The 26,747-nt window shown below is 39.9% G+C and carries 19 protein-coding genes; 15 read left to right on the top strand and 4 right to left on the bottom strand.

The features are described 5' to 3' along the window. Positions 1-31: 31 nt before the first annotated feature. A complete protein-coding gene (gene polA, locus JKG61_RS17405; RefSeq protein WP_202104219.1) occupies positions 32-2,824 on the bottom strand; it encodes a DNA polymerase I in 2,793 nt (930 codons plus the stop codon). Between the two features lie 163 nt (positions 2,825-2,987). Between polA and rsgA the strand changes: the two genes are divergently transcribed. The 5 genes from rsgA (at position 2,988) to JKG61_RS17380 (ending at position 11,103) form a co-directional block, all read left to right on the top strand. Next, entirely contained in the window at positions 2,988-3,908 is a 921-nt protein-coding gene (gene rsgA / locus JKG61_RS17400) for a ribosome small subunit-dependent GTPase A (RefSeq protein ID WP_202104218.1), read from the top strand. 69 nt (positions 3,909-3,977) lie between these two features. After that, positions 3,978-5,768 carry a hypothetical protein gene (locus JKG61_RS17395; protein ID WP_202104217.1) on the top strand — a complete coding sequence of 597 codons (1,791 nt, stop codon included), beginning with the start codon at positions 3,978-3,980 and terminating at the stop codon, positions 5,766-5,768. Between the two features lie 38 nt (positions 5,769-5,806). Further along, positions 5,807-7,594 carry a TrkH family potassium uptake protein gene (locus JKG61_RS17390; protein WP_237249525.1) on the top strand — a complete coding sequence of 596 codons (1,788 nt, stop codon included), beginning with the start codon at positions 5,807-5,809 and terminating at the stop codon, positions 7,592-7,594. Positions 7,595-7,613: 19 nt separating this feature from the next. Next, a complete protein-coding gene (locus tag JKG61_RS17385; protein WP_202104216.1) occupies positions 7,614-8,300 on the top strand; it encodes a potassium channel family protein in 687 nt (228 codons plus the stop codon). Between the two features lie 343 nt (positions 8,301-8,643). Then, positions 8,644-11,103, top strand: coding sequence for a YfhO family protein (locus JKG61_RS17380; RefSeq protein ID WP_202104215.1), 2,460 nt, complete (start codon positions 8,644-8,646; stop codon positions 11,101-11,103). A gap of 91 nt (positions 11,104-11,194) precedes the next feature. Here the strand turns inward: JKG61_RS17380 and JKG61_RS17375 are convergent, their stop codons facing one another. Next, a complete protein-coding gene (locus JKG61_RS17375) occupies positions 11,195-11,794 on the bottom strand; it encodes a ribonuclease HII (RefSeq protein WP_202104214.1) in 600 nt (199 codons plus the stop codon). A 139-nt stretch (positions 11,795-11,933) separates the two neighbouring features. Here JKG61_RS17375 and JKG61_RS17370 point away from each other — a divergent pair, with 139 nt between their 5' ends. The 4 genes from JKG61_RS17370 (at position 11,934) to fabD (ending at position 17,868) form a co-directional block, all read left to right on the top strand. Further along, on the top strand, positions 11,934-12,668 hold the full coding sequence (locus JKG61_RS17370) for a hypothetical protein (protein WP_202104213.1): 735 nt from the start codon (positions 11,934-11,936) through the stop codon (positions 12,666-12,668). A 15-nt stretch (positions 12,669-12,683) separates the two neighbouring features. After that, positions 12,684-15,494, top strand: coding sequence for a TonB-dependent receptor (locus tag JKG61_RS17365; RefSeq protein WP_202104212.1), 2,811 nt, complete (start codon positions 12,684-12,686; stop codon positions 15,492-15,494). Between the two features lie 169 nt (positions 15,495-15,663). Continuing rightward, positions 15,664-16,896, top strand: coding sequence for a M16 family metallopeptidase (locus JKG61_RS17360; RefSeq protein WP_202104211.1), 1,233 nt, complete (start codon positions 15,664-15,666; stop codon positions 16,894-16,896). 81 nt (positions 16,897-16,977) lie between these two features. Then, the gene (gene fabD, locus JKG61_RS17355; RefSeq protein ID WP_202104210.1) at positions 16,978-17,868 is read left to right on the top strand and encodes an ACP S-malonyltransferase; all 891 of its coding nucleotides are present in this window, start codon (positions 16,978-16,980) and stop codon (positions 17,866-17,868) included. A 64-nt stretch (positions 17,869-17,932) separates the two neighbouring features. Here the strand turns inward: fabD and JKG61_RS17350 are convergent, their stop codons facing one another. Next, positions 17,933-18,664, bottom strand: a complete 732-nt coding sequence (locus JKG61_RS17350; RefSeq protein ID WP_202104209.1) for an RDD family protein — start codon at positions 18,662-18,664, stop codon at positions 17,933-17,935. A 152-nt stretch (positions 18,665-18,816) separates the two neighbouring features. Here JKG61_RS17350 and JKG61_RS17345 point away from each other — a divergent pair, with 152 nt between their 5' ends. The 6 genes from JKG61_RS17345 to JKG61_RS17320 are packed head-to-tail and all read left to right on the top strand — an operon-like array spanning position 18,817 to position 24,948. After that, complete coding sequence (locus JKG61_RS17345; RefSeq protein ID WP_202104208.1) at positions 18,817-19,779, top strand: stage II sporulation protein M; 963 nt, start codon at positions 18,817-18,819, stop codon at positions 19,777-19,779. Then, positions 19,770-20,687 carry an ABC transporter permease gene (locus tag JKG61_RS17340; protein ID WP_202104207.1) on the top strand — a complete coding sequence of 306 codons (918 nt, stop codon included), beginning with the start codon at positions 19,770-19,772 and terminating at the stop codon, positions 20,685-20,687. The genes JKG61_RS17345 and JKG61_RS17340 overlap by 10 nt, the downstream gene beginning before the upstream one ends. Beyond that, on the top strand, positions 20,680-21,417 hold the full coding sequence (locus tag JKG61_RS17335; RefSeq protein WP_202104206.1) for a hypothetical protein: 738 nt from the start codon (positions 20,680-20,682) through the stop codon (positions 21,415-21,417). The genes JKG61_RS17340 and JKG61_RS17335 overlap by 8 nt, the downstream gene beginning before the upstream one ends. After that, positions 21,414-22,619: a DUF4350 domain-containing protein gene (locus tag JKG61_RS17330; protein ID WP_202104205.1), complete on the top strand. Its 1,206-nt coding sequence runs from the start codon at positions 21,414-21,416 to the stop codon at positions 22,617-22,619. The genes JKG61_RS17335 and JKG61_RS17330 overlap by 4 nt, the downstream gene beginning before the upstream one ends. Then, positions 22,616-23,620 carry an AAA family ATPase gene (locus tag JKG61_RS17325; RefSeq protein ID WP_202104204.1) on the top strand — a complete coding sequence of 335 codons (1,005 nt, stop codon included), beginning with the start codon at positions 22,616-22,618 and terminating at the stop codon, positions 23,618-23,620. Before JKG61_RS17330 ends, JKG61_RS17325 begins: the two co-directional genes overlap by 4 nt. Continuing rightward, a complete protein-coding gene (locus JKG61_RS17320; RefSeq protein ID WP_237249524.1) occupies positions 23,620-24,948 on the top strand; it encodes a DUF58 domain-containing protein in 1,329 nt (442 codons plus the stop codon). The genes JKG61_RS17325 and JKG61_RS17320 overlap by 1 nt, the downstream gene beginning before the upstream one ends. A 355-nt stretch (positions 24,949-25,303) precedes the next feature. Here JKG61_RS17320 and metK read toward each other — a convergent pair whose 3' ends face one another. Then, positions 25,304-26,557 carry a methionine adenosyltransferase gene (metK, locus tag JKG61_RS17315; RefSeq protein WP_202104203.1) on the bottom strand — a complete coding sequence of 418 codons (1,254 nt, stop codon included), beginning with the start codon at positions 26,555-26,557 and terminating at the stop codon, positions 25,304-25,306. Positions 26,558-26,747 lie beyond the last annotated feature (190 nt).

Here is a 26,747-nt window from a genome sequence, read left to right as displayed (position 1 = left end):
TTCGTTAGATGTTACTTCTTGATTGTTTAACCTAATGAGCGGCTAGCCAATTAGATCCTTCACCAATTTCTACTACAATGGGTACGCGAAGTTCAATAGCTTTGGTCATGCGTTCCGTTATAATCTGCTTGAATGCATCGATCTCTTTCTTAGGTACGTCAAATACAAGTTCGTCATGAACCTGCATGATCATCTTCCCAATTAGCTTCTGATCTTCAATATCCTTTTGAATGCGTATCATGGCAATTTTAATCATGTCCGCAGCAGAGCCCTGTATTGGAGCGTTTATAGCGTTACGCTCCGCAAATCCTCTCACCGTCATATTTGCCGAGTTGATGTCCCTTAAATAGCGTCTCCGCTTTAGGATAGTTTCCGCATAACCTTTTTCCTTTGCAGACTCTACTGCTTTGGACATATAATTTTTGATGCCCTTGTACTGCGTGAAATATTGGTCGATAATCTCTGCTGCTTCCTTACGGGATATGCCGAGATTTTGAGAGAGTCCAAAAGCTGACTGACCATATATTATACCAAAGTTGACAGCCTTTGCATTTCGGCGTTGATCTGGGGTCACCTCCTCCAGTTGTACACCGTATACTCGAGCCGCTGTCGCTTTATGGATATCGTGTCCTAATGTAAATGCCTCCAGCATATTCTCATCTTGACTTAATTCAGCCATAATTCGGAGTTCAATCTGCGAATAATCGGCAGATAGGATGATGTGGTCTTCCGATCGAGGGACAAATGCCTTACGTACTTCGCGACCTTTTTCTGTCCTTATAGGTATGTTTTGTAAGTTTGGGTTGGTCGAGCTTAAGCGACCTGTAGCAGCGACAGCCTGATTATAAGATGTGTGTATCAGTCCCGTTTCTGGGTTGATTAGATTGGGCAGTGCGTCTACATAAGTCGATTTTAGTTTCTGATATTGTCTAAAATCCAAAATGTCCTGCACGATATCAGATTTATGCGCTAGCGCTAGTAAGACCTCTTCTCCGGTCTTATACTGCCCCGTTTTTGTCTTTTTGGCTTTCGGATCCAGTTGCAGTTTATCAAATAAAACCTCGCCGAGCTGTTTGGGCGAAGCAATATTGAACTGTACACCCGTTTTCTCATAAATACGTTGTTCTAGCGTTGCAATGTCTGTCTCTAAGGATTGTGAGAATACTTTTAGTGTGTCAATATTAATCTTAACACCATTTTTTTCCATTTCCGAAAGGACATATACCAAAGGGAATTCCACTTTCTCTGCAAGCTCTTGAGTTGCTGTTTCAGACAAGAGTGGAGCAAATGTTTCGTATAGCTGCCAGGTGATATCCGCATCCTCAGCTGCGTATTCCTTCGCCTGCTCCACGGGTACATCGCGCATATTGCCTTGGTTTTTTCCTTTATTGCCGATGAGCTCTGTTATGGAAATCGGTGTGTAGCCTAGGTAGGTTTCCGCTAGGATATCCATGCCATGGCGTGTATCAGGATCAATTAGATAATGTGCTAGCATCGTATCGAACAGGTCGCCTTGTACTGTGATATTATATCGCGAAAGGAGCAGAATGTCATATTTGAGATTCTGTCCGATTTTTTGAATAGCACTATTTTCAAATACAGTTTTAAAATGGGCCACGATGTCCAAAGCCTGTTCTCTATCAGAAGGAGTCGGCACATAGTAGGCTTTCCCTTTTTCAAAGGAGAAAGATAGGCCCACAATATCCGCTAATAGGGGATCTACACCAGTGGACTCCGTATCGAAGCATATTTTTTGTTGTTTGGATAGCGCTGCTACCAGATCTTTGATCTCTTCGATACTTTCTACTAGGATATAAGTATGATCGGTGTCTTTAATCGTGCTATTGGGACCGACTGAAGGTGCAGAAGTGTTATCTTCTACTAGCATTGGTTCACTCGCAAAGAGGTCCATTTGTCCTGACGTTGCTTTTGATGTGGCATCTCCAACAGAGAATTCTTCACCAAAGACGCGTTTGCCCAGTGTCCTGAATTCTAGTTCTGCAAATAACGGTTCGAGAATATCTTTATTTGGAGGTTGTACCTGTAGTTGTTCTTCGTCCAGCTTTACGGGAACATCCAAAAGAATTGTAGCCAGCTTTTTAGAAATTAATCCTTGCTCAGCGTAATTGATTACATTTTCTTTCTGTTTTCCTTTCAGTTTATCTGAATTGGCAATAATGCCTTCGACACTACCAAACTCTTGTATCAGTTTCTTAGCCGTCTTTTCGCCAATCCCAGGTATCCCAGGTATGTTATCTACGGCATCTCCCCAGAGTCCCAGAATATCGATTACCTGAGATACGTCAGTTATTTCCCATTTCTCCAGTATTTCTGGGACACCTTGTACTTCCGCACCATTCCCCATTCGGGCAGGCTTATAAATAAAGATGTTCTCCGAAACGAGTTGCCCAAAGTCTTTATCTGGTGTCATACAGTATACCGTGAATCCTTCTTTTTCAGCTTCCTTGGCAAGCGTGCCTATGATATCGTCTGCCTCATAACCATCTTTTGTAATCAGAGGGATATTAAAACCCTCAATCAATTTAAATACATACGGTATCGATTTAGAAAGATCCTCCGGCATCTCTTGGCGGTTTGCTTTATACGCTTCAAACTCAATATGCCGGTTTGTTGGCGCAGCTGTATCAAACACAACAGCAATATGGCTTGGGTTTTGGTTTTTTAAAACATCTAGTAAAGTGTTTGTAAAACCCATTATAGCGCCGGTATTGAGTCCGTATGAAGTTAACCTAGGAACTTTGTTGAGTGCAAAGTACGCTCTGTAGATAAGAGCCATCCCGTCCAAAAGAAAAAGTTTTTTCACAAATAATATGTTTACGTGTACTAGACAAAGGTAGTAAAACCTTCATCAACTACCTACATTTAGGAGAAGGAAAGAGCGAAGACAATAAGCTGTAATATTGATATTTTTTGCGACTTTTGTGGAGATTGGGATTATTACTTAATAAAATAAGCATTAATAGGAAATGAGAGGTTTGGTGACAAAGTCAACCGGTAGTTGGTATCAGGTGTTAGGAGACGATGGTGTTTCTTATGATTGCCGTATCAAGGGCAAATTCAGAACAAAAGGGATAAAAACCACGAATCCTGTTGCTGTAGGCGATTGGGTGGGCTTTGATGTGGAGTCTTCTGGCGAGAATGGTATTATTACAACTTTGGAACCGCGCAAAAACTATATTATCCGGAGGTCAGTCAATCTTTCCAAGCAGACACAGATTTTGGGAGCCAATTTGGATCAAGCCATTTTGGTGGTGACCTTAGCATCCCCGCCGACTTCTCTAGGGTTTATTGACCGATTCCTGGTGACAGCTGAGGCGTATGGAATTCCAGCTATACTTGTCTTTAATAAGTTAGATCTCTTTAGTGAAGAGGGTAAAGAGATCTTACAACAGTATAAAGCGATTTATGAAAATATAGGTTACCCCTGTTATGATGTTTCCGCACTAGAAGGGACACACGTCGATGTGCTGCAGGATGTGCTGAAAGATAAAATTACGTTGGTTTCAGGGCATTCCGGAGTAGGAAAATCTACATTGATCAATCGACTTGTGCCTGGATTGGAGCTACGTACAGGGCGTATTTCTGATTGGTCTGACAAAGGAAAACATACCACCACATTTGCTGAGATGATTGATCTACCTTTTGGGGGCAAGCTGATTGACACCCCAGGTATCCGTGAGCTAGGTATCGTCGATATTGAAAAGACGGAGTTGTCACATTTCTTTCCCGAGATGAGGTACTATCTCAATAAGTGCAGATTTAATAATTGCCGTCATATCAATGAACCTGGTTGTGTTGTTTTGGATGCTGTCGAACAGGGTGACATCGAAGAGTCACGTTATGAGAGTTATCTGAGTATGTACGCCAACGAAGACAATCGCAGTTAATAGCGCGTATCTGAGAAAAAACAAAATACGTCCTCGGTTGTTTTTTTTCAAATTAATAATGAAACAAATATGAAGCTTGCGTTGAAGTGGATTCTGATTGTATTGCTGGTCCTTATATTGGGCATATCTGGGGTGGTTTGGTATTATGGAAGAAATTGGAAACCGATTGTAGAGACTAAGCTCAAAGAAGCTGTGCACAAATCCACAGGCGGATTGTATACATTAAAGTATGATGACCTAGATCTGAATATCGCACTCGGAAATGCGACATTATGGAACGCGGAATTGATTCCCGATTCGGCAGTATATAGACAGCAAGTATTGTCTAAAGAAGCTCCCAATAACCGTTATCATATTAAGTTGAAGACATTGAAGATAAGACGCTTCAGTCTTATGGATGTGTTGTCTGAGAAGAGATTGAATATCAGTTCTATTGTGTTTGAAGAGCCTAGTATTCATCTTATCAGTGAGTACCATGCCTACAACGATACGATTTCTGAACATAAGCAAAAAACGCTATATGAAAATGTAAAAGATATCGTTAGGTCTATCAATGTAAAGGATATCAAAATTGATAATGTAAAGTTTAAGTATTCTAAAATCGAAGCCGGGAATACCAGTCACATCAGTCTAGATCAGGTGAATATCAATGTTCATGACGTATTGGTTGATGAGACCTCTCTTGCTGATACCTCACGTCTCTATTACACCAAAATGGTTGACGTGCAGATTCCTCATTTTGAGTACGACCTACCGGATGGATACTATCGCGTTAAGTTTGATGACCTGAGGATAAATACCAGAGAGCAGAATGTCTTATTAACCAAAGTCTTTTATGGACCTAAAATGAATAAGGCCGCTTTTTTTAAGAAAAAAAATAAGAATGTGACCATGGCTGTTTTGGCGTTTGATACGTTACGCATGGAACATCTTGATTTTAAGAGATTGATCGATAATCAACAAACTATTGCGGCTAAGGTTCAGATAAAGAACGGGTCTGTAGATCTCTCTGCTGATAAAAGATACCCTAAATACCCCGTGGTGAAAATAGGACATTCTCCACATCAGCAACTGATGAAGGCAAAAAAGCTATTGCGACTGGATACCGTTTTCGTGGATAATATCACCGTAACTTATCATGAGATGAGTGCGAAATTTGGACGTGAAGGATCCATAAGCTTTAATCATGCCAAGGGAACACTTACTAATGTCACGAACGACACTACTTTATTACATAAAGATAAGTATATGAGAGCTGATCTCGTGGCACAAGTTATGGGGGCTGGACGGCTCCATGCAAAATTTGGTTTCGATATGTTAAGTAAAAATGGATACCATACTTATAGTGGTACGTTGGGAGCGATGAATGCGACAGCTTTTAACCGTATTCTACATCCATTACTCAATGTGGGGATTGCTTCTGGAAATATTAAAAAGATAGCTTTTAATATGGAAGGAACCGATCGTAAAAACTGGGGTTCCTTTAAATTTGATTACAATAATTTAAAAATTGATCTACCTGAGAAGGAAAATGGCAAAAAATCAAAAGTAGCATCTTTCCTTGTCAATCATATTTTGATTAACGATAGTAACCCTGACGCGAATGAGCAATATCATGTTGGAAAGATTAACTATACACGTGTACCAGAACATACATTCTTCAAGACACTTTGGCAAAGTCTTCTCGAGGGGATTAAACAGTGTGCGGGTATTAGTCCTGAGCGAGAGGCCAAGTTATTGGGTACAGCGGAGAAAGCGAAAGAGGTGAGCGCAGAAGCAAAGGGAGTAGTAAAAAAGACAGGGCAATTCTTTAAGGGGCTGTTTAAAAAGAAGGAAAAAACTGAAGAAGAGAGCAAGTAATAGACTTCGGCAAGAATATATATTACTATGTTTGTAGGATGAAGTCTATTGCAGATTTTTTAAAGTTTGTGTTCCGATACCGTTATAAGGCTGTAGATCTTATCATGTTTTATGTCAGTATGATATGTGCATTGACGGTGCTGGTCCATATCGGTTATATTACGAATCCACAGGTGGCTAAACATACAAAAGTCGCTATTATAGCCATGTTTTATGGTCTTTTTCTCTTAGAGTGTTTTCGTACAAGCTCCTCTATATTCGCTTCTCGACGTATTGTTGTCTCTCATTATTCAGGTCTTGTTGTTATATCTTATTTTTTAGTCATTGCCTTATCTCGTCTTTCTGATATTGCATGGTTGGACTATTTTACGAAAGATGAGTGGATTTATTTTGGAATAGGCATGGTTTTCCTGTCAGAACTTTCAAAAAGTAGTCTGTTTTTTGACAATTTTTATTTTAACCCAACGATACTGTTTGTTATTAGTTTCATCGGGTTGATTCTTATAGGTACCGTTCTCCTGATGCTACCAAGGACTACATTGGAAGCCCCACTTGGTTTTGTGGATGCCTTTTTTATGGCGACTAGTGCGGTGTGTATTACAGGACTTTCCGTAACGGATATTTCGACTAACTTTTCTTTGTTCGGGCAGACTATAATCATGTTGTTGATACAGGTTGGAGGGTTGGGTATTATGACTTTTACAGGTTTCTTTGGTTATTTTTTTTCAGGGGGCTTCTCATTTAAGAACCAGTTGATGTTTGGTGAAATCTTGGGGGAAAATAAGCTCAACGACGTTGTTTCTACTTTATTGACCATTATATTCATCACTCTGCTCTTTGAACTTATTGGGGGTATATTTATCTATTTCACATTAGATCCTACACTTTTTGAAAGTTCTGCCGAGCGTGTGTTTTTTTCCGCCTTTCATGCGATCTCTTCCTTCTGTAATGCTGGATTTTCTATTCTTTCTGATGGAATCGGTAACCCTCTGTATCGATATAATTATCATTTTCAGGTTGTTCTGGTGTTGATTTTTATTTTGGGGGGATTAGGGTTTGGAACAGTGTATAATTTTTACACCTATATTAAAGGAAAAGTTTATGCTTTAATCTGTATTCTTTTCCTCAAAAAGAAATATAAACACAAGGCCCAGCCCTTTAGTTTCAATACCAAATTTATTCTCCTTTGTAATGCTGTAGTGGTCGTGGTGGCTACAGGCTCCTATTTCCTGATGGAGCAGCATAATACATTGGTGACAGATAAAAGTGTGATGGGAGAATGGGTCACTTCGCTCTTCATGACCAATGCATCCAGGTCAGCAGGATTCAATAGTGTCGATGTCAATTTTGTAAGTACGCCTACCTTAATTATGCTAACTACGTTAATGTGGATAGGAGCCTCTCCAGGATCTACGGGAGGAGGAGTTAAAGTGACTACAGTAGCAGTTGCTTTTATGAATATTTTTTCATTAGCAAGAGGAAAGGATTCTATTGAGCTTTTTAAGCGTAAGATAGCTTCAGAATCTATTAATAAGGCTTTTGCCATTATTGTTCTTTCCGTGTTAACCATAACTTTTTCCTTTGTTCTCCTTAATTTTTCAGATGCGGACAAGCCAATGAAAGCACTATTATTTGAATCGGTTTCTGCGTATACCACATGCGGATTGAGTTTAGGGGTCACTCCTTCTTTAAGTGCAACGGGTAAGATGATCATTATATTTACCATGTTCGTAGGGCGGGTCGGAATGTTGACATTGTTGGTTGCATTTATTAAGAATACAAAGAACAAAAGTTATATTTATCCAACAGAAAAGCTTCTGTTTTAATAAATTAATAAATTTAAAGATGAAGTATATTGTTTTAGGATTGGGACATTTTGGCCGCTCATTAGGCATATACCTGACCGAATTAGGTCATGAGGTCATAGGTGCCGATTTGAAAATTCAGATTGTCGAGCAGTTGAAAGATAAGATTACTCACACCGTTTGTCTGGATACGACCGATCGTGAGGCAGTATCTTCACTGCCGCTTAAGGATAGTGATGCGGTAATTATAGCGATTGGTGAAGACGAAGGGGCCTCATTACTGACTACAGCTTTGATTAAGCAGTTGGGGGTGAAGAGAATTATCGGACGAGTGGTGTCTGATCTTCAGAAAACCGTAATGGAGGCGATGCAGATTGACGAGTATATTATGCCTGAAGAAGAGGCTGCAGAGCGATTAGCGATGCGTTTGGACAATATAGATATCGTCGATTCTTTTAAAGTGTCTGATAGATATAGTATTATTGAGACTAAGGTTCCTTCCAAATATGTGGGAATGACACTTAGGGAAGCTGATCTGACGAATAGATATAGGGTGATTGTTTTGACAACTGTTACGGTTACTGAGGGTATTAGTAAGGGGAAAAATACCCAAAATAAAGAGGCTTCTGGAATTGCAAAGTTTGATACTATGCTTCGTGAAAACGATCTTTTGGTGCTATTTGGTGAACTTTCTGATATTAAGAAATTGATTGAAAAGGCAAATTGATTAGCGGACTAGGGTAAGTGTGAGTTGAATTAATTTTGATGCCGTCTTGGAGATGCGCAGTCCCGATAGCGGCTTGCTGGACAAAATCATTTTACTCAGGCCGTAATTATATTGCATATAAAAATGAATTTACGTAGGTTTGAGCTTTAAAATAAAAGGCATAACCTCTAACTTATTCACGGATTCATGATGAGCTTTACGGTAAAAAAGTATACGCTCGTTAATGGGTTCATTACCTTTAAAATAAAAATTATTGATGAAATGTCCAGGATTGCAAAGCTCAAAAACCAAGGGAAATAATCTGGATATTCCATATGGCCATTAAAGAACAAAATATTTACAGATGAAAAATTGGTTTAAAGAGAATTCTTCGCATTTAATTGTTATTGCGATATTCTTTGTGTTAGTGTTTTTTTACTTCTCTCCGGTCTGGCAGGGAAAAGCATTGTCGCAACATGACGTGATGCAGGCTATGGGAAGCCAAAAGGAGCTTTTCGATTATAAAGCCAAAGATGGTCATGCTCCACAATGGACCAATTCTATGTTTGGAGGAATGCCTACTTATCAGATTTGGTACGAACATACCAACAACGTTACGACCTATGTTAGCCGGATTATAAAGACAGTTTTCCCGTCTCCTGCAGATGTGGTGTTGATTTATCTTTTGGGCAGTTATTTTCTGCTCTGTGTGCTTCGTCTCAGACCTTGGCTTGCGGCCGTAGGAGCTATTGCTATTACGTTTTCATCGTATAACTTTATTTATATTGAAGCGGGGCATATCAATAAAGCGTATGCTATTGCTTACTTAGCACCTATTATAGGCGCTGTTCTTCTTTGTTACCGTGGCAGTAAGCTTTGGGGGCCTATTTTATTGGCCGTGTTCCTTGCTTTGGAAATCCGTACCAATCACGTACAGATGACCTATTATCTGTTTATTGCACTGTTGGTTTTCGTTGGATTTGAACTGTATTATGCGATCCGGGAGAAAAAGCTGTCCGCCTTTGCAAAAGCAACTGGGCTGCAGTTGGTGGCAGTAGTTATTGCAGTTGCGGTTAATGCTACTGTATTATTTCCTACTTACGAATATAGCAAGCTGACAACTCGTGGTAAGGCCAATATAGTCAAGGTAGAAGAAGGAGGTAAGAGTGCGGGATTAGACAAGGAGTATGCTTATGCATGGAGTCAGGGAGTAGGAGAGAATATTACGTTTTTGATACCCAACGCTTATGGTGGTAAAACCCAAGGTGTTCTAGGTGCAGATTCTCATGTTGTCAAGTTTTTTTTAGGACTAGGAGTTCCTCAGAATCAGGCTTTACAGATGGCACAGAGTATTCCTACGTACTGGGGTGAGAAAAGCTTCACTTCTGGCCCTTGGTATTTTGGTGCTGGGATTATCTTTTTGTTTGTTTTAGGTATTTTTATCGTTAGAGATAGACTTAAGTGGTGGATACTCTCGGCAATTGGACTGACTATTCTTCTGTCATTTGGTCGACATTTTCCGTTTATTTCCGATTTATTCTTCGACTATTTCCCGATGTATAATAAATTTAGGGCAGTAGAATCTATTCTGATTATTCCATCTATTCTGATTCCATTATTAGCGGTTTTAGCTGTCAATGAGTTAATAAATAGAGGGAGTGACATTGTTCAGTTGGATAAAAAAGTACTCTATAGTTTTGGTATCGTTGCAGCTATTTGTTTAGCAGTGGCTTTGATGCCTAATATTTTAGCGTTTAAAGCATCGACACACCAGGAGTTTATAAGTATGTTGACGCAGAATTTTGGAGATGCTAATCTGGCTAACCAGCTTTCGGCTGAGCTATTGAAAGATAGAGCAAATCTTGCTTCTACCGACGCTTGGCGATCATTAGGTATTGTAGTCGTTATTTTCGCATTAACTTGGTTCTTTGTGAAGAAGAAGGTTTCGGCGAATGTTCTTGTGATAGGAGTTGGACTTGTTACCTTACTGGACTTATGGACTGTGGATAAGCGTTATCTGAATAACGATACATTTGTGGAGGAGAGTCTGACGAGAAATCCTATCCAAGAACGCGAGGTCGATCAACTTATACGTATGGACAAAGATCCACATTATCGTGTGCTTGATTTGACGACAAATCCATTCTCAGATGCCAAGGCTTCTTATTTCCACAAGAGTCTAGGCGGATATCATGCCGCTAAGTTGATGCGCTTCCAAGAGCTGTTGGAGCATCAGTTCAATGGTGCTATTAATGAGGATGTGTTAGATATGTTTAATGTTCGCTACGTGATTACCCGTGATCAGGCAAACGGTGCTGAGCGTATACAACGTAGATCTACAGCAGCAGGGAATGCTTGGTTTGTCGATAAAGTAACCTTTGTAAAAGATAATGCGCAGGAGATGCAGGCCATCAGTAGCTTCGATCCCGCTAAGGAAGCTTTCGTGCATGATGAGTTTAAAAACAAAGTAAATGCCTCTCGATTGGGACGTCCAAATAATGCGGAAATCAAGTTAACATCCTATCATCCTGATAAGATGGAGTATGAATATACCGCCCCTAATGACGTTTTTGCTGTTTTCTCCGAAGTCTACTATGACAAAGGCTGGAAAGCATATGTGGATGGAGAGGAAGTTCCTATTATACGGGCCGACTACATCCTTAGAGGTTTACAATTGCCAGGAGGGAATCATAAAGTAGAGTTTGTTTTTGACCCAGAGACAATGAAAGTCTCGAACATTATCTCTCTAATTGGCTCTATTGTTTTAGTGCTTGGTTTAGCAGGAGTTATAGTGGTGTCGAGGAAAGGAAAGCAAGTTCCTTAATAGTAAGAATAATACCAAAGGAAATGGGCTACTTAATTTTAAGTAGCCCATTTTTTCTGAAATATTTGCTTTAGAGTTCATCAAGAACGTTTTATAAGGCTAATTTGAGCTGTGGATCGGTAACGCGAAAGGTACGCCTGTGGTGTATAGTGGGTCCGTGTTCTAGTACCGCTTTTCGGTGTACTATAGTCGGGTACCCTTTATTGGATCTCCATTCATACTGCGGAAAATCATCTGCTATTCCATCCATATATTCATCGCGGTATGTTTTCGCTAGTATCGAAGCTGCAGCAATAGACAGGTATTTGCCATCTCCCTTTACGATGCAGGTATACGGAACTTCTTGGTAGGGGATGAACTTATTACCATCGATAATTAAAAATTCTGCTTTTACATTTAATGTATCTAAGGCAAGGTGCATTGCTTTATAGGAAGCGTTATGGATATTTATTTTATCTATTTCCTGTGGTGTCACGCTGCATACTGCAAAGGCAAGGGCTTCTTTTTCTATGATGGGACGAAGTTCGTTTCTTTTTTTTTCCGAGAGTTTCTTGGAGTCATTCAGAATAGGGTTATAATAGTCTTTGGGGAAGATAACTGCAGCAGCAAAGACGGGGCCAGCGAGGCATCCACGGCCTGCTTCGTCACAACCGGCTTCTATAAGGTCGTTTTGAAATTGGGATAAAAGCATATTTTAATTATGTGTAACTTATCTGTGATATCGCCATGTTAACACTTATTTACACTACTTCTTCATTTTTTTGTAAAGATATTGACGATTTAAAGAAACTTTTACATCTCTTTGTGGTAAAAGTAAACATAAATTGCTGATGAATAAATTTAATATCCTTTTTCTGATCTGTTTTTGTCCGTTCGTGCTATTTGCACAGAAGAAGAAAAAGCAGGACTACACCTTTCATAAGGTTGACAAGGTTGTTGTTGATGGAAATCTTACCGATTGGGAGGGTAAGATTTATAACGCTGACAGCGAATTTTGGTCTTTTGGGGTGTGTACCGATGGGGCAAAGCTGTATGTTGTGGTATGCGTTAAAGACGACATGTTACAGCGAGAGGCACTACGGAATGGTGTAGTTGTAAATCTCAGTTATAATGAGAAGAAGAAAGGGGGAGCGCAGCTGCTGTTTCCATATGTGGATAGAGAGCGGTTACGGGCATTAGGTCAGGATGAAGATCTGAATGTTAATAATATAAAAGAAGAGTTGTTGAAAAGCGTTCGCGGTTATCAAATTTCAGGTTTTAGTAAGGTTCTAGATGGTCTTTTGTCTTTTGATAATACCTATGGTATCAACGCTGTCGCTCGGTTTGACGACAAAAATATTTTGGTTTACGAATCCGAGATACCATTGGATTTAATAAATTTCAAAAGTAATAAGATTGCGCTGCAGGTGGGAATCAATACCCATTTTTTTCAGGCAAAAAAGGTGATGGATTCAACCAACAGGCCAAGTAACGTACGGATTTATGGAGCAAACCCTACAGGGGCTACGCTAAAAAACCCGTATAAAGAGGAAACCATGGTTTGGTTCCAAGGCACAATAAAATAGAGAGAAAATAAATATATGGATTTTTTAAAGACATGGATTGCGGCGATAGCCCTATTCGTTAGTTTTTCCGTTCAAGCACAATCGAACAACACTGTGCAGGGATTTTTAAGGGACTCTTTGTCGAGACCTATTGCAGGGGCATCGGTACACTATATTGCAGGAGCCGATACCCTGAAAACTAGTTCGACGGTCGGAGGGATTTATACCTTCAATAATTTGAGTGCTAGCGCTTTTAAGCTTAAAGTTGTTAGCCTTGGTTTTGAGCCATTCGAAAAGAGCTATATATTCGCCCCCGTTGAGGATAATAGGATGTTGGTGCCAAACATTATCTTGTTAGGGATCCCCAATATGTTGGAGGAGGTCGTTGTAAATGGAGTGGTTACGATTCAGGTCAAAGGAGATACCGTTGAGTATTCGACCAAAGATTTAAAACTGCGCGAAGGTTCCGTTGCTGAAGATGCCCTAAAGAAATTGCAGGGAGTAGAGGTAGATAAAGACGGAAATGTAACAGCTCAGGGTGAGCAGGTAACTCGTGTGCGTATAAATGGGAAGGATTTTTTTGGAGGTGATGTCAAAACAGCAACGCAGAATCTCCCTGCTAATATCATCGAAAAGATGCAGATTGTGGATGATTTTGGAGATATGGCTAATCTTACTGGGAATAAATCCGGAGAATCTACAAAGGTGTTGAATATACAGATAGATCCCAAGTATAATGAAGGTTATGCAACCACTTTACGCGTTGGAGGCGGTACCGAAGAACGTTATCAGACTACGGGTATGTTTATGGGATTTAAGGATAAATCCCAGGTGTCGGTATTAGGCAATCTGAATAACATGAATGCCAATCTCTTTGATTTTAATTCGATGGGAGGAGGAGCTAGAGGACGACAAGGAGGCGGTGGCGGACGAGGCCCAGGCGGTATGTTTGGTGGCTCCGAGGGGATTACTAATACAGGCTCCATCGGCGTTAATATTCGTCATGATTTTTCAGATAAATTGAAAGTGTATGGGAGTTATTCTTATGGGAGGGATGACAATCGCACATTGACGAACTCCTTTTCAGAGTATATAGGACAGAAATTGACGGAAGAATCTGAAAAAAACAATAATAGTGTACGAGCAAATCATCGCTTTGAGGGTAATTTAGAGTGGAATATCTCAGACAAAGATTACGTTAAATTTACTCCTCAGATTGGATTTAATGATAATACAACGGACAACTTTTCAACATCAAAATTTCTTTCCTCTGGAAGTTTTGATAATCTTCAAGAGCTAAATAATGGATCTACGGCGACTGTTCCTAGGTATAATTTCTCAGGATTGTATAATCACAAGTTTAATGAAAGGGGACGCAATATATTCTTCAACTTCAACTATGATAATTCTGTTACGGAGAATGAGTATAACCAAGTTTTGGAGCGCTGGCTTACGGATCCGGGAAATGCCGATCGACCAGCTGCCGAAATATACGAGAAAACCTATCGTGAAGTTGAGAATAAAAGCTGGAATGCGGGGGCTTCGGTTTCTTATATTGAGCCTCTTTCCGAAAAAAGCAAGTTAGAGTTTACTTATGATTTTAATACTAATGATTATGACAATCATAATCAGCAAAATTTGGTAGAGTCCAGAGGAAGTACAGGAACCAATGTTCTAAATTATAAATACGATTATGACTATGCGTTTACCACACACCGATTGGGTACGAGTTTTATGTTTGATAATGATAAGATGAAATACTCTCTTGGGGCTGCGGTTCAACCATCTACGTTAAAAGGAGATGCCTTTAGTGCAACCGAATCGGCTATAATCAACCGTAAGAACTTCAATATTATCCCGATCGCTCGGTTTGAGTATAAGTTTTCTAGACAGTCCAATATAACGTTTCAGTATTCTGGGCAGTCCTCAGAACCGTCCGTATCCCAGATCCTTCCGTTTCCCGAGTCAACAAGTGAAACGATGACGACTATCGGGAACCCTGACCTTGACCCTGAATTTAGACATTCCGCAAGGGTACGTTTCCGTACAGGTGATTTCCAGAAAGGAAAGAGTTTCTTTGCGATGCTTAGAGCCGAATTAACAACAGATAAGATTGTGTCTATGAACAGAAGATACCTGAGTTCAGGGCTAGGTAATGTTAACGAGGTTGGCTATAGAAATGAATCTGAACCTGTTTACTCGATCAATTCCTTTTATCACTGGGGTAGATCTTTAAAGGAGAAAACGTATAACATTATGTACGGAGGTGGGGTCGGCTTTACGAAGAATATTTCCTATATCAATAGAGAAGCAACCGGAGGAGTGTTTGATAAAAATGTTACGAATAATACCAATATCTTCCAGATGCTGTTTTTCAGATATAATCCATCGGAGAATCTAGAAATTAATCCAGGTGTGAGATATACCTACAATGTTACCAAATCGACGCTTCCGGATTTTAATTCCCAGCCCAATACTACGAAGATTGCGCCTTCATTAATCGGTTCAATCAACATTACTCCGACTACAATCTTTGGGGCAGACCTTTCTAAGGAATTTAATAGCGGGTATCGTGATAATGTAAATCCTTTTATCATCAATAGCTATATCGAACAGAAGTTCATGAAAGGACAGCGAGGTACCATCCGTTTTCAAGGATTCGACTTGCTAAATCAACAGACCAATATCAATCGTACAGTGGGTGATATTCTGACAGATAGCCGTACGAATCGCTTAGCGCGTTACTTTATGCTGACGTTCACATTCAAACTACAGAAGTTCTCTGGCGTGAACCCGATGGAGAGCAATAGTGGTCCGCATGGTGGTATGCGTCCTCCAAGAATGTAAAAATAGTTTGCCAGGATACAAATCAGGCACCTTGATCCGCGTGAGGATTTTGGTGCCTTTTTTTCTATCATCAATTGAGCCTTTTGTCGAAAGTGGCTTTGGGTAGCCTATGCTGTAGGTTTGTCTTTTATTACGTAACTTTGCATTCATTATTAAAAAATCCATCTGAATGAAGGAGTACAATCTTATCCAATTGGATAACGGTATACGCATATTATTGCATTTTCAAAAGTCAGTTATCACCCATAGCTGTATTCTCGTAAATACCGGATCTAGGAATGAGCAGGAGGGGAAGTTTGGGATGGCTCATTTTATTGAACACCTTGTTTTCAAGCGTACTGAAAAACGGTCGACCAATCAGATTTTGAATCGTTTGGAACACGTTGGAGGCGATTTGAATGCCTATACCACAAAAGAATACACTTGTTTGCACGCTTCGTTCCTGAATCCCTATTTGGAACGGGCATTAGACCTTTTTGAAGATGTCTTATTTCACTCTACTTTTCCTGAGGCAGAAATAGAAAAGGAAAGAGGTGTTGTGTTGGATGAAATTGCTTCTTATCTGGATAGTCCTGAAGAATCGATAATGGATGATTTTGAAGATCTTTTATTTCAGGGGTCTGGGTTGGGACATAATATATTAGGTTTAGAAGACGATTTAAAGTCCATCACGAAATTGGACATTCTTCGTTTTATGCAGGAGACCTACAATACCTCGGAGATCGTTATCGCTATTTCGGGGGATTATTCTTTGACCCAAGTGCAACGATTGGCGGAGCGTATTTTTGGAAAAATAAAACCGAATCTCTTGGATAGCCCGACACAAGTTGTCCCCGTTGTAAACAACATTAATCAGATTGTTGAAAAACCAATCAATCAAGCACATTATATGTTGGGGGGGCAGACTTTTGGAGTCTACGATGACCGGAAGACCGCACTACTCTTACTTAACAATATGTTAGGCGGCTACGGTATGAGTTCCATCCTTAATCTTGGGATTCGCGAAAAGTATGGTATAGCTTACACGATCGAGTCCAACTTTGCGATGTATAAGGATACGGGAAGTATTAGTATTTATTTGGGTACCGATGAGGAGAAACTAAATAAGGCCGTTTCATTAGTTTTCAAAGAGCTTAATAAGCTTAAAAATACGCCCGTTTCCGAATATCAATTGACTAGAGCAAAGCAGAAATTTAAAGGGCAGATTGCATTAGCTGAAGAAAATAGGATGAGTATGGTTGTCGCCGAGGCAAAAAATATTATTGATTATGGTCGGGTTATTTCTTTGGCGGATGTATTGACGTGTATTGATAAAGTCACGGCATCGGACCTTTTCGAATTATCAAATATATTCTTTGATGAAAAGCACCTGGTTTCTTTAAAATTTATGCCCGAAAAGTAGCTATCTTTGATACCTTAAAGTGATGTGTCAACGGACTGATCTGTTACTCAAAGTCAAACCTTCATAAATAATTATTCACATATGAACACAGCTTACATTTTTCCAGGTCAAGGAGCCCAATTTGTTGGAATGGGACAAGATCTTTATAACCTGAACGCAGAAACAAAATCGCTATTTGAACAGGCTAATGATATTTTGGGTTTCCGTATCACGGACATCATGTTCTCCGGTACGGATGAAGATCTTAAACAAACGAAAGTGACACAGCCTGCTATATTTTTGCATTCTGTTATTCTTGCAAAGGCGCTGGGAGATAGCTTTAACCCTGCTATGGTCGCAGGACACTCTTTAGGTGAATTCTCCGCTTTGGTTGCAGCTGGAGCGCTGTCATTCGAAGACGGATTGAAGCTTGTAGCACAACGAGCAAATGCGATGCAAAAGGCATGTGAGGTCGAGCCTTCCACCATGGCGGCGATTCTTGGATTGGACGACGAAACCGTTGAACGTGTCTGTGCACAGGTGGAGGATGTTGTAGTTCCAGCAAACTATAACTGCCCGGGTCAGTTAGTCATTTCGGGATCCATCGCAGGGATAGACAAAGCCTGTGCATTATTGACCGAGGCTGGCGCAAAACGTGCGTTGAAACTGAATGTCGGAGGCGCTTTTCACTCCCCACTGATGGAGCCCGCAAAGGTCGAATTGCAGGCTGCAATAGAAGCCACTACTATCACGGCTCCAACTTGTCCGATTTACCAGAATGTAGATGCTAAGCCTTATACAGATCCTGCTAAGATCAAAGAAAATCTTATTGCTCAATTAACAGGTGCTGTGAGATGGACTCAAACCGTTCAGCATATGCTTGCTGATGGAGTGGAGTCCTTTGTAGAAGTAGGGCCAGGTAATGTTTTGCAAGGACTTGTCAAAAAAGTCGATAGACAAGCTCATACCTCATCTGCGGTTATTAGTGACTAGTGATTAGTGATGGGTTCGGGCAGATTTGCAAATTCGCTGATTCGCCCGCTCTACACATTAATCATTAACTCTGTTCTTTGAACATGTAGTAATGGTCTTTGATTACTTGACTTATAAAGTCCTCTGGGTGTATATTTGCCTTTACGCCCAGTAGGATTTCAACCTTGGCTGCCAATGCTTGTATGATTGTATAATTTTTTCTGCGGAATCCAGTATGGTATATTTCTTTGATTTCATTGAGATCCCGATCGGTTAGTTTAATCACTTCTGGGTATGTAATAGCGTGGGTAGCCGTAATTTCTTCAAATAGTGTTTCTTTTAAGCCAATATCCTCTTTGATATTGATGACGGCTGTTTCAGCGGCTATATCTCCGATACGCTGACTTTTTTGCGTTAGGATGATGCTCGTGAGTCCCAAGCCTCCCATACTCATGAATATGTCTATGGCATTACAGACCCAGCGTATAAAATATTGATAGAAAGTAGCTCGGGTGCCATCAATCTTGACAACTTTTATTTTCATAATCCGCTTTCCGATAGTCTGTCCTTCCATTAATGTCTCCAGAATAAGAGGATATAGAAATATAGGTAAGGTCACAAAAGAGGAGACTCCCCAGCTAAGCCAAGGATCGTTTGAGTTGAATACGCCCGTTTTGGGAAGTACTGTAAACATGAAGATAGCATACAGTATCATGATTCCATAATCCAAGCCAAAGGCCATACAGCGTGAACCAACAGAAGCTAACTTGTATTCGAAGTTTACGTTTTGAGGAGTGTTGATCAGCAGTTTGTTCATATCGATGTGAAGTTACGGAGTTATGTTAATTACTAGGTTACAAAAGCTCTAGATTCTGTGTCATTATAAGATTTTGATAGATTATTTTTTCTTTGTATTCGGGAATACGCAGCATTTTATCTAAGTTTATAGCGAGCTGTAATCTTAAGTTTATGCGAGAAGCATCCTTTATAGAACGAAATAAAGAAAAATGGTTGTCAATAGAAAATAATTTGACGAATAAAGGTGATGTGAATCCCGATACATTGGCATCTAACTATATCGAACTGACGAATGATCTAGCATATGCGCAGACTTTTTATCCGCAAAGTAAGACCAAGCAATATCTCAATGAGCTTTCTATTCGTGCGCATCAGCTGATCTATAAGGATCAAAAATCCTCTAATAACAAAATATCCCATTTTTTTAAGGTTGAAGTTTTTGAAGCGATCTGGTCCATACGACGACCTTTATTGTATTCACTATTGATTTTTTTATTTGCCAGCCTCATTGGTTTTGTATCCGCTCAATACGATGAGGGGTTTGTCCGTCTCATTTTAGGTGATCATTATGTCAATATGACGGTCGATAATATTAAGGCCGGAAATCCTGCTGGCGTCTATCAGGATGGAAGCAATTGGGGAGGAGCACTGGCTATAACCATTAACAATGTAAAAGTTGCCTTTTACGCCTTCATCTTAGGCGCCTTTTTTAGTTTAGGTACAGGTTATATCCTATTCAGTAATGGAATTATGGTAGGAACTTTTCACTATCTATTTTATAAGTACGACGTATTGCCGGAAGCCATATCTGCAATATGGATACACGGTACGATTGAGCTTTCCGTTATTATAATTGCTGGAGGTTGTGGCCTTGCTATGGGCAATAGTATCCTTTTCCCAAAATCTTATAGCCGATTGGACTCCTTTAAAGCCGCGACAAAGCAAGCATCAAAAGTTTTGATCAGTACAGTGCCCTTTTTTATTATCGCAGGTACACTGGAGGGGTTTGTCACACGTTACTACCAATTTTCGATTTGGCTATGTGTATGTATTATCTTGGTTTCGACGATCGCTATTATTTATTGTTATATCATTAGACCCCGACAATTAGCAAGTAGGTATAAATGGAGTTAAGCGAATTCGAATTTAAGCGAGAGCGTAGAGTAGGAGAGTTTGTACAGGACTTTATCAACCTACTAAAAATAATTTGGGGACACCTGACGCGAGAGCTGTTGCGGATGTTGATCGGTCCACTGTGCCTAATGTTGCTTGTGGGCTATTATATCTCTACACAACTTAACTTAAATGCTGATTATAGTTCGGGCGAGATTGTGGATATGTTGATCACTCTTGGATTAGCGGCGTTGTGTATGCTGATTATCGGTGTCCTTGCTTTTGGATTTACTATAGAGTATTTTATCCTGCTAAGGGATCGAAGAGATCTCGCGTTTTCCTATAAGGATATATGGGTAGCGTTTAAGAGTCAAAGTAGCAAATACTTCCGCTTTTTACTAGGGAGTGTAGTTGTTGGCGTTATTCTGCTTATTCCAATCGGTTTTGTAGTATTTATTTCGGCCTTGATTCCTTTCGTCGGATCTATTGCTGTAGGCATTGTTTTTGCCATATTAGGACTGTGGTTTTTTACGGCATTTATGTTATATCGGGAGAATTATTATGACCTTTTTGACACTTATACTTCAGCCTTTTCGATGCTTAAAGAAAAGATTGCCGAATATGGCTTAGCCTCTTATGTTGTTACTTTTTTATTTCGCTCGTTAATGACCTTGATGAGCATAGTTCCTCTTATCATTTTGGGGTTGATAGCTTATAATTATGTAGGCTTCAGCAATGATTTTTTTGAAACCTATATAGGCAAGATACTGGTGACTTTTGGAAGTACAATGCTGACCGTTTTTTTTATTATCTACTACATGTTATCGGTGATCAGTTACGGAATTATTTATGAAACGGCCAAAGAGCTTCGTTTCGGTGAAGATGTTTTTGAAAAAATCCATAAGATAGGGAGGAGGAAGAATGTTTAATGTTCTGCAGGATGCAACTGTTGATACTTTGAATGGGGAGCGTACTGCTCCGATCTACGAATATTGGAAATCGGGATATTATGATTCTATCCCCAAGGACAAGATGGTAATAGGGGATACATTGCCATCGTATGACGCTATGCTGTCAAGATACCAAAGTAAAGAGTTTGAGTATATAGAAAGTATTTCAGATAAACTGAGTTTTTTTGACAAACTGATTGATCGCATTGGTGCTTTCATATCCAGTCTTTTTCCTACTCCTAAGCATAATTTTAACGAAGGGATTGTTAATGTACTAGCCATTATCGGAGCTGTTATCTTTGTGTTTTTGATCTATAAATTCTTCTTATCCCGTAAGCAGGTGTACATACATCATCAAAAGGAGGAGGAAGAAGAGCGGCAAATAGACTTTATAGAGAAAAATCTTTTACAGGTGGATGTTGCTACCTATCTGTCTGAAGCTTTGCAACAAAAGAATTATGCTTTGGCTATACGTTACCTACATTTGATGAACATTCAGCTCTTGGGTAGAAAGGGGATTGTACAGTGGAATCAATCCAAGACGAATAGTGAATTGATGGAGCAAGTCGATAATGCGATGCTGAAAGCTGATTTTCTAGATTGTGCTTCGGTATTTGATTATGTATGGTTTGGTGGTTTTACTATTACGGAGAACTCTTACACCAAGTATGAAGAACGTTTTGTCCAATTTCAAAGGAGGTGGTCTTGAAAAAGAGTATAGGAATAGGACTTTTACTGGTATTGGTTGTTGCTATTGGAATAGCGCTGATTGATGCTGGGGCTAAGCGTCCGATAAACTGGACCAAGACCTACAATTTCAGGGATAAAATACCGTATGGCTTATTTGTCTTTCGGAATGAAGTACCCCGCATATTGGGGCCAGATCGTGTGTATGAAGATTTTGGGGAGACTATATACGAATTGGTCGATCGTCTAGATAGCATTAAAGGTTATGGAACAGCACTCCTAGACGTATATCAACAAGTGAGTTATGGTGACTCGGACGCTAAGAAAATATTGGATTTCGTCGATCGAGGAGGCGAGGTATTTATAGCGTCTACCTATATCGGTAAGCAATTATTGGACACACTGGAGATAGAAGCAGAGTCTCTGCAGTATAAGTTATTTGTTCCTACAGACAAAAATGTTAGTTATTCCTTGGGAACAGATACAACAAGACTTTATTTAGATAAGATAAATGATTTTAATGTATTCTCTAAACTTGATGCAAGGACCTGTACTATTTTAGGTCAGCTGCATGCAAGAGGGAGGAGTATTCCTAACTTCATTCGTGTATCTCACGGAAAGGGAACGCTATATTTGCATTTGCTGCCTGAAGTATTTACCAATTATCACCTTTTGCAAGAAGAAGGGTACAGTTATGTGTCGAGAGTTCTTCGTTTGATTAAAAGTAGGAAAATTTTATTTTCTGACTACTATTTCAACTCTGGACAATCGGTCACCCCTTTACGTGTGATTTTGACGAGTCCGGGTTTTAACCAAGCTTGGTATTTGTTGCTGTTTGGCCTGTTTGTTCTGCTCGTATTTAAAAGTAAGCGGGAGCAACGGGCAGTGAAGATTGTGCGGCCTGAGCCTAATCTCTCAAAAGAGTTCGCAAAGACCATCGGAACATTATATTATGAAAATGGAGATCCGGGCAATATTGTTCAGAAGAAAATAGATTATTTTCTTTATGCTATACGACATAGCTACCATTTGGAAACGATGGATCTTGTTGATAGTAAGTTTCTGCGCCAGCTATCAATGAAATCCGGAGTGCCTTTAGAAGTAACCATCACACTTTTCTCTTCTCTCCAAAGCTACCGCGAACAGGATAGTTTTTCCACAGAAGATGTAAAATATGTTAATAAAAAGATAGAAGAATTTAAAAGTAAAGCCAATTTGATATGAGCGAACAAGATCACCTAACAGACCGTTATCTTCCCGATTTTGAAAATAGGATTGATTTGACTGTTTTACAGCATAAGTTGGATGCGGTAAGGCAAGAAATTAAAAAAGTTATTGTAGGACAGGATCGAGTTATCAATATGTTGTTGATATCTATTCTTGCTGGTGGACACTCTCTTATTGAAGGATTACCGGGTGTGGCTAAGACATTGACAGCCAAGCTTATTGCTAAGACTATAAATAGTGATTTTAAGCGAATTCAGTTTACGCCCGATTTGATGCCATCAGATGTAACAGGGTCATCTATATTGGATTTGAAAACCAATGAGTTTGAATTTAGAAAAGGGCCTATATTTGGCAATATCATTTTGATCGATGAAATCAATCGGGCTCCAGCAAAGACGCAGGCCTCCCTATTTGAATGTATGAGTGAGGAACAAGTGACTGTCGACGGTCATACCTACAAGATGACTAGCCCCTTTATTGTGTTTGCCACTCAAAACCCTATTGAGCATGAGGGAACATACAGGTTGCCGGAGGCGCAGCTCGACCGTTTTCTATTCAAGGTTGATGTTCTTTATCCTGAGTTTGAGCAAGAGTTAAACATTTTAAAAGAACATCATTTGCAGCGTGCAGGCAATAAGGAAGATCTAGTTCAGGCGGTGTTGTCTAAGGAAGAGGTCATCCATTTTCAGCACTTAGTCAAACTTGTCTATGTACATGATGATGTACTACAATATATCGCGCAGATTGTCGTGCAGACACGTAGCAATCCAAATTTAAGTCTAGGTGCCTCACCTCGTGCGTCTATAGCTTTATTGGAAGCTTCAAAGGCTTTTGCAGCGCTACAGGGTCGGGATTTTGTAACTCCTGAGGATGTGAAATATGTAGCATCACCAATTTTAGGGCATCGTGTGCAGCTTACACCGGAGAAGGAAATGGAAGGCTTTTCTGCCGATTATATTATTCGTCAATTGGTAGAGTCTGTAGAAATCCCGCGATAATGAATTGGATAAAGCGGTTGTATGTTAGGAATCTGTTTTTCTTTCTGCTCTTAGGATTAGCGGGAGGTTTCGCGTTGTCGTTTTACGTGGAACCTTTACGTATCCTATGTGCCGTTCTTTCGTGGGTATTGTTGCTTGTATGCGTTTGGGATTTGTTATTTCTGTTTTTTCTCAAAAAGCCTATTGTCATTGAGCGTAGGTATCCCGAAAAAATGTCTAATGGCGATGTCAATACATTTTCCCTGCTTGTTTCCAGTCGTTATACTATCGGCATGAAAGCCCGAGTGCTGGAAGAGATGCCTGTGCAATTGCAAATGCGGCAGAATGAGTTTTCGTTACGACTGTTACCACATAGGGTGCATGAGATTGATTATGAATTATCTCCCAAAAGCCGGGGAATTTATTCATTTGGAAAATGTCACGTCTTAATCAGTCATTTGGGGCTGTTCGAAAGAAGAATTACGCTAGAGAACCATCTTGATATCCCTTGCTATCCATCTTTTGTGCAGATGCGTAAGTATCAGTTGCTCGCTACTATGGATAGACTTGTAGAGTTAGGTGTTAAGCGTATCCGTCGCATCGGCTCCACCATGGAGTTTGATCATATACGGGAATATGTAAAAGGTGATGAATACCGGCACATGAATTGGAAAGCCTCTGCAAAACATAATAAGCTGATGATAAACCAATATCAGGAAGAAAAATCCCAACCGATTTATTCTTTTATTGATCTGGGGCGTGTTATGCGTATGCCTTTCCAAGAAATGACCTTATTGGACTACGCTATCAATGCGACCTTGGTACTTTCTAATGCTGCGATACTCAAACAGGACCGAGCGGGAATGCTTACCTTTTCTAAAGATGTAAATAACCATATTCCGGCAGAGAAGAACAATAAGCAGATGAAGTTGATCGCTGACAAGTTGTATGGCATCACTACAAGGTTTGAAGAGTCAGAGTTTGGCGGTTTGTATGCCTTTGCTAGAAAGCATATTAATAAGCGTTCGCTGATTTTTATATATACCAATTTCGAGACGCTTGAAGCGATGAACAGGCAGCTCCCTTATTTACGGATGCTGAATAAGAGCCATATCGTGGTGGTGATTGTTTTTAAGAATACGGAGCTTTTGGAGATGTCGAGGGAGGAAGCTTTTAAAACAATCGATGTCTACAATAAGATTATAGCAGAGAAGTTTGTCTATGAGAAAAATCTGATTATACAGGAGCTCATCCGTAATGGGTTGCAGACTATCTATACTGCTCCTGAGGATTTGAGCATCAATGCGGTTAATAAGTATTTAGAAGTTAAGGCAAGAGGCTTGATATAGGTCTTCCTTATGTTACTGATCACGCTCTCTTTTTATTAGGTCTTCAATCCCTAATTATCTCAATATGCTTTAAGTCTACTAGAGAAGTCTTCGGTTAATTCTTTTACCAAGTCGGGGACATCTTTTACCTCAAAAGGTATTTGATAGGAAGAAAACAGGGGTAAAACCCGAGTTTTATTCGGGTTTATCCGAATGAAGTCCCTGTTAAGTCCGAATGAAGTACGGATAATCTACCTGTTAGATCAAAAGCTATAGATAATCGGAAGCCTATCAAGTATCGTATGTACTGCATAAAAAAGCGCAAAGAATATTAGTTCTTTGCGCTTTTTTTAACGTATGATCTGTTTTATAAGACTCATATTCCGAAAGCCGTTTTGATTTTATCCACGTAGTCTAGTTTTTCCCAGGTAAATAGCTCTACTTCCACCGTTTTGGTTTCACCATTAGAACTTTCAAATGTCTTCGTGACGGTCTTTGGTGTCCTTCCCATATGTCCATAAGCTGCGGTTTCTGAATATATAGGGTTACGCAGGCCCAGGCGTGTTTCGATACCGTATGGTGTCATGTCGAAAATTTCAGAAATTTTCGTTGCAATTTCGGAATCAGAGAAATTTACCTTGCTCGTTCCGTATGTATTTACGTAGATTCCCATAGGATCTTTTACACCGATAGCGTACGAAATCTGTACTAATATTTCGTCTGCTATACCAGCAGCTACTAGATTTTTGGCGATATGTCTCGTTGCATAAGCCGCTGAACGGTCTACTTTTGATGGATCTTTCCCCGAGAATGCACCTCCTCCGTGTGCTCCTTTACCTCCATAAGTATCTACAATGATTTTACGTCCAGTAAGGCCCGTGTCTCCATGTGGACCGCCGATTACAAACTTACCAGTAGGGTTGACATGGAATTTTATATCATCGTTGAATAATGCTTGTAATTCCGGCTTCAATTGTGCTTTGACACGAGGAATCAAAACGTTTTTGATGTCTTCTGTAATTTTTGCAAGCATCGTATCTTCGTTGTCAAAATCATCGTGCTGTGTAGAGATTACGATGGTGTCGATACGCAAGGGTTTATGGTCGTCGCTATATTCTAAGGTAACTTGCGACTTGGCGTCGGGGCGTAAATAAGAGATTTCTTTATTCTCGCGACGTAAAGCAGCTAATTCGTAAAGTAAGCGATGGGATAAGTCTAGTGCTAAAGGCATGTAGTTGTCGGTTTCGTTGTTTGCATAGCCAAACATGATTCCTTGATCACCGGCTCCCTGATCTTGCCTCGTTTTACGGTCTACTCCTTGATTGATATCAGCAGACTGCTCGTGAATGGCAGATAATACACCACATGAGTTCGCTTCGAACATGTAAGCCGATTTCGTATAGCCGATCTTTTCAATGACTGCTCGTGTTATTTTCTGGACATCCAAATATATTTTAGACTTCACTTCACCGGCTAATACGACTTGACCTGTAGTGACCAAAGTTTCGATAGCCACCCTGGCATCTTCGTCCCAGGCTAGAAAGTTATCAATTAATGCATCAGATATTTGATCCGCAATTTTGTCTGGATGGCCTTCCGATACCGATTCGGATGTGAATAAATATGCCATATTACAATAGTTGTTTTTGTATAATATTACGTTGTGGGAACTGTATCGTACCTTAGTTAGAGAAAAGCAATACAGGTAGAAGTGAAAAACGAGTAAATGAATGGTTTTAGCACTTTTTTTCTGTGGTTGCAATCTCCCTTTTTACTGTTCAAGTAAAATGCAAATCAGTCCACCTTTTTTGACGGGACAA

This window comes from Sphingobacterium faecale, assembly GCF_016746095.1.
Lineage (GTDB): Bacteria > Bacteroidota > Bacteroidia > Sphingobacteriales > Sphingobacteriaceae > Sphingobacterium > Sphingobacterium faecale.
This window is presented reverse-complemented; position numbering and strand designations above follow the sequence as displayed.